The 4959-nt window shown below is 60.5% G+C and carries 6 protein-coding genes; all 6 read right to left on the bottom strand.

What is annotated here, in order from left to right:
• The coding region (locus BN1129_RS07735) for an IPT/TIG domain-containing protein (protein WP_042035671.1) at positions 1-869 on the bottom strand (869 nt) is incomplete at its 3' end.
• Positions 870-985: 116 nt separating this feature from the next.
• A complete protein-coding gene (locus BN1129_RS07740; protein ID WP_209418489.1) occupies positions 986-1474 on the bottom strand; it encodes a GNAT family N-acetyltransferase in 489 nt (162 codons plus the stop codon).
• Positions 1475-1509: 35 nt separating this feature from the next.
• On the bottom strand, positions 1510-2061 hold the full coding sequence (locus BN1129_RS07745; protein ID WP_052449325.1) for a phage tail protein: 552 nt from the start codon (positions 2059-2061) through the stop codon (positions 1510-1512).
• A 30-nt stretch (positions 2062-2091) separates the two neighbouring features.
• Positions 2092-2664 (bottom strand): phage tail protein, encoded by a 573-nt coding sequence (locus BN1129_RS07750; protein ID WP_042035677.1) that lies wholly within the window; start codon positions 2662-2664, stop codon positions 2092-2094.
• A 35-nt stretch (positions 2665-2699) separates the two neighbouring features.
• The gene (locus BN1129_RS07755; RefSeq protein ID WP_042035679.1) at positions 2700-3245 is read right to left on the bottom strand and encodes a phage tail protein; all 546 of its coding nucleotides are present in this window, start codon (positions 3243-3245) and stop codon (positions 2700-2702) included.
• A 471-nt stretch (positions 3246-3716) separates the two neighbouring features.
• On the bottom strand, positions 3717-4907 hold the full coding sequence (locus BN1129_RS07760; RefSeq protein ID WP_052449326.1) for a metal-dependent hydrolase family protein: 1191 nt from the start codon (positions 4905-4907) through the stop codon (positions 3717-3719).
• Positions 4908-4959: the final 52 nt, after the last annotated feature.

Raw genomic sequence — 4959 nt, forward strand, 5'->3', positions numbered from 1 at the left:
TCGGCGCCAGAGAAGCCAGCTGTCGGGCTGTAGGTGATGCTGGTGCCGCTGGCGCTGGCGGTGCCATGGCTGGCAGCGCTGGCCACGGTGACGCTGGTGGCGGCGCCGCCGCTGATGTTCAAGGTGATCGGGTTGGCGCTGCTGTTGGCCGCCACCGTGGTGCTGACCGGGCCTGCGATCGGGGCCGGCTCGTTGTAGGTATAGCCATTGGTCAGGGTCGCGCTGCCCCCTGGCGTGGTGACCACCACGTTCACCGTGCCGGCGGCGTGGGCCGGGGTGGTGGCGGTGATGGTAGTGGCGTTGTTGACGATGTAGCCGGTGGCCGCCGTTCCGCCAAAGCTCACGGCGGTAGCACCAGTCAGATTGGTACCGGTCAGAGTGACGGAGGTGCCGCCCGCTGTGGGGCCACTGCTCGGTGCTGCGGAGGTCAGGGTCGGCGCCGCGGAGCTGGTAACCACCAGGGTGTAGGTGGCAACACCGCCCTGATTCAGGCCGTCATTGAGGGTGATGCTGAATGTGTAGGTACCGGCGGTGGTTGGCGAGCCGTAGAGCGTGGTGGTCGAGCTGCCCGGCGACGGATCGAGGATCAGCCCCGGCGGCAGGCAGGGCGTCACGCCATCGTAGTCCGGGTCGTTGGCATCGCATTCCACCCATATGTCCAGAGGCAAGGCGCCGCCGCTCGAGCTGATGGGGATGCTCATGGCCTGGCCTACCGCCACGCTGGGCAAGGTACTGCCCGAAGCCGGACTGGTGATCACGGGAGCCGCGGCCATTGCCTGGTTGGCCAGGACCAACAAGACCAGCAACATAAAAAGTGAAATCAGCGGACGAGTCAGCCAGTTACCTGGCACGGTGAGCTGTGTTCTCATGAGGGCTTCCTGCCTTTTGACCGGTTTGAAGGTCGTGTCCTGCGTGAATGTTGATAAAGGTCCAGCGGTTACAGCGCAGCGATAGCAGGCCGTTGGGCGGTGGTCATGCTCAAAGGTCAGGGGCTTTCACATGCTTCCCGAGGCACAGGACGCTGCATCTGGGTGTACAGACCAGTGTCGGCGCTAGCGCGAAAGCCCAGCCGCTCATACAGCCGGCGGGCACGGCTACCCTGTTCGACGCTCAGACTGCAGGTCTGGCGCTGGGCGTCGGCCTTGGCCAGTACTGTGCGCAGCAACTCGGTGCCGATGCCCCGGCCATGCCAGTCCGAAAGCAGGGCAATATCGACTATGCGCACATCGTCGGCCTCGTACTGCACGCACAGGCGCCCGATCGGGCTACCGGCCTGCTCAACGATCAAAAAGTCCGCGGCGGGAAAGTACTTTTCATAATGCTGGCGCTGCAGTTCGGCCTGTGAATACAGGAACGCCCGGCGCTGGGCGTCGTTCCAGCCAGGTACTGCGCTGACTTCGGCCCAGCGGCGTGAGGCGTACAGCGCCTGAAGAAATCCCAGGTCGTGGCCGTTCTGCTTGCGCAGTACGGCCACGTTGCCTGCTGGCAAAGGGAGAGGGGGGCTGTGAGTCATGAGGATTTGATCGGGTACTCGCCATCCAGGCATATACAGTAGGACAGTGTCTGGAAGGGTTGCATGGTGTTACGCAGTGCCGTCGATGTCGCGCCACTACCGGCGTTGCCCACCGTGGTGGCAGCCAGTGTCTGGCTTGTCGCAGTCGGTGCGGTGTTGTTGTACAGGCGTATGTTGCGGGGTTGCGCCAGGTAGGCAGTGTTGTTGGGAATATCCAGAGCAGCCGCCGATTCGCTACCGTCCTTGGCCAACACCTGATGGGTATGAGGGGCGAAATTGCTGGGCCCCATGGTTATCCGGTCGGCTCCGAGGGCCGTGCCAACGGGCCTGTCGGACAGCCCGGGGCCGGCCCCGGCGCCCATGGCCACGCGCCCGTTGAGGTTGGGCAGCTTGAAGTTCTGGCCAGGGGAGCCGCCATACCGGTTGCCAATCACCGAATAGAGCGCAGGATTTTGCTGGACCGTGAGGGTCGAGCCATCGCAATACGCCCAGTTTTGCGGGACGAAGTTGTAGGGGAACAGTCTGATTTCACCGATAAAAGCATCCATGATCGTTCATTCCAGATTGAGTAGAGAGGGTCACTGGTGTCGGGTCGGATAGAGGCCGACCAGGCAAATGATGTAGTTGACGGCCAATGACCCCATCAGGTTGCTATGGGGGGCTACGGCGCCCCAGCCCAGTGCCTGGTCGAGAAACTGCGGGTTCATCGGGACGGCCACGGATGTGCCGGTTCCTGCGCTGTACAGCCCGGTGATAAGCCCCGCACTCGGGAATTTGCCAAAGGTCATGCTGTCGGGCGGCATTCCGGCAGGGGATGGGGTCGCCGACGTGGCATCTTGGCTGCTCACCATAAAGCCATGGGTGTGGGGGGCAGTGTTTTCCGGCCTCATGGTCACGGTTTCCACGCCAAACGTCTGCGCTAGTGTCCTTGGGGTCAGCCCGGTGCCTGAGCCCTGGCCCACGGGGAGCCGGCCACGGTAGTCCGGGAGGCCGAAGTTGGTGCTGCCGTTACCGCCGTACAGGGTGCCCAGCAACGAGTAGAGGGCCTGGAAGTTGCTAATTGGCAGCAGCGTACCGTCACAGAGCGCCCAATTCTCTGGCGCATAATTGCCGGCAAACATGCGGATTTCTCCGACGAAAGCTTCAGACATGTCAGTTTCCTTACTTGAGGGTCTGTAGACAGCCGTTACTGGCGTGGTGGGTAGATGCCCGTCGTAGCGATGCAGAAGTAGCCGACGATAGAGGGCTGCATGTTCGGCATGGGCGTGCCTGGCGTTGGGGTAACAGTCGCGCTGTTGAGGGCGATCAGAGTGCCGGTTGCCGAGGTATAGGTCGGTTTTGCCGGGACCCCCTTGGTGTTCGAGCTGACAGCGGGAATGTTGCCGCCCGCGTCATCGTTGCCCGGGGCGTTGGATACATGTGTGGCGTGGTTATGCAGGGCCACCGAGTTTTGCGGCATCGTCACGGTTTCGCTACCGCCTTTGGTGCCCAGCGCGTGCACATCCATGATCGGATCGACGGTGGAGGCGCTGTAGTTCTGCCCCAGGGCGACCCGGCCACGCAGATCCGGCAGGCCGAACGTCGTGGCTCCGTCACCGCCATAGGTTCTGCCCAGCAGAGAAGCCAGCGCGACATTGCTATTGACTTGCATAATCTGGCCCTCGCAAGGCAGCCAGCCTTCCGGTGCCCAGCCCCAGGGAAACAGACGAATTTCACCGATAAAGGGATCCATGTTCTTTTCTCCTTGAACAAATTATTGGCGCCAAAAATCCATTGACTGCGGAAGAACAGCAAGCGCATGAGTAGACGATAAGCAAAGTTGAATTTAATTGGCAAGTGTAATTTTTGTTTTTCTGGTATTAAACGAAATTTTCGACAAACCACGAATAGTTGATGTATTTACTCAAGATATCTATTCAGAGACATGCTCTGAATAAACGTCGAGTAAAAATGCAGAAAAAACGATACTGAAACCAGCATCTATTCCATTATCGATGCTGTCACCAAAAGCAAACTCGTACGCGGTATCGTCGAATATCTGCGTTGACAGCCAGCATAATTTTTACTTTTGCATACCTCTAAATATGGGGGAATTACCGTCTGAATTAAGCGGTAGCCTGCTGCGACAGCATCAGTTGTCTCAAATTCCGGGCGGCTGTCCGCTTGCATCAGTTGTTGGGCGTCACTTCGTCAAACCTGCGAATCACTTTGGTATGGTGTTCTTGTAGATCTCTCCGTCCTTCATGATGAGGACGATATTCTTGTCTGGGTCCGCGATCAGATTGATGTCCTCGATCGGGTTGCCATCGACGAGAAGAAGATCGGCTATCGCCCCCTCTTCGACGATACCCAGCTTCCCCGGATAGGGGTTGCGCTTTCCAGACATTGACAGCAATTGGGCGTTGGTCCCGGTGGCCATCGTCAGCAACTCGGCAGGCGGGTACCAGCGTGTCAGGCTGGCCAGCAGGGCGCCCTGCTGAGTAGCGAGCGAGCTGGAGAACAGGACATCAGTGCCAAAGGCCGCCTTGATCTTGTACTTGCGGGCCAGCTTGTACACGTTGTCCACGCCGTCGTACACCTGCTGGAACTTGGCCCGCTCCTCAGAACCTGCCGCAAATGTGTTACCCAGCTCCAACGGCAGCGGCTGGGTGCTGAGCCAGATGCCGTTGCTCGCCATCAGCTGGGCGGTTGCGTCGTCCATCAGCATTGCATGCTCGATGCACTGTACGCCCGCGGCGATGGCTTGCCGGATCGACTCGGAAGTGTAGGCATGCACTGTCACGTAAGTGCCCCAGTTTTTCGCCGCCTCCACCGCGGCGCGCAACTCCGCCTCGGTAAACGTGATCGCATCCAGCGGGCTGTGCGGCGAGGCAACTCCCCCACCGGCCGAGAGCTTGATTTGCGAGGCACCGCGCAACAGTTGCTCGCGCGTGCGCAGGCGCACCTCGTCAGCGCTATCCGCGATCGCGGAATACCCCATCCGGTCAAAGCGCGAGCCGGGCTCGCCGAGTGTTCGTGGCAGATCGTGCTCACTGCGGAAGTCACCATGACCGCTGGTCACGCTGATCATCGGGCCGGAAGGAAAGATCCGTGGGCCAGGCAACCGATGCTCGTCGATGGCCCGCTTCAGGCCGAACGCGGGGCCGCCAACATCACGGACCGTGGTGAATCCACGCATGAGTGTCCGTTCTGCCTCGATGCCGGCGAGCAACGCGAGGTAATTCTCATCGGCCGACATCGCGACAGCCAGCGGCGGACTGGCGAGCATGCTGTGCCAGTGCATGTCGATCAGGCCAGGCATCAGCGTGCGCCCCTGGCCTTTGATCAGCATAGCGCCGGGCTCTGACGGCTGGTTCACAGCGATGCGCTCGATGTGGTTGCCGCGTACCAGCACGTCGCTGGGACCGGTGACACTCAGGGCGAGAGTGTGAACATATTGTTAAAAT

Origin of the sequence: Aeromonas popoffii, from assembly GCF_000820025.1 — a bacterium.
In the GTDB taxonomy this organism is placed as follows: domain Bacteria; phylum Pseudomonadota; class Gammaproteobacteria; order Enterobacterales; family Aeromonadaceae; genus Aeromonas; species Aeromonas popoffii.

Bases quoted from the DNA above. Each gene is read 5' to 3' on its own strand.
- BN1129_RS07750 (WP_042035677.1), bottom strand. From the start codon at position 2,664: ATGTCTGAAGCTTTCGTCGGAGAAATCCGCATGTTTGCCGGCAATTAT.
- BN1129_RS07745 (WP_052449325.1), bottom strand. From the start codon at position 2,061: ATGGATGCTTTTATCGGTGAAATCAGACTGTTCCCCTACAACTTCGTC.
- BN1129_RS07755 (WP_042035679.1), bottom strand. From the start codon at position 3,245: ATGGATCCCTTTATCGGTGAAATTCGTCTGTTTCCCTGGGGCTGGGCA.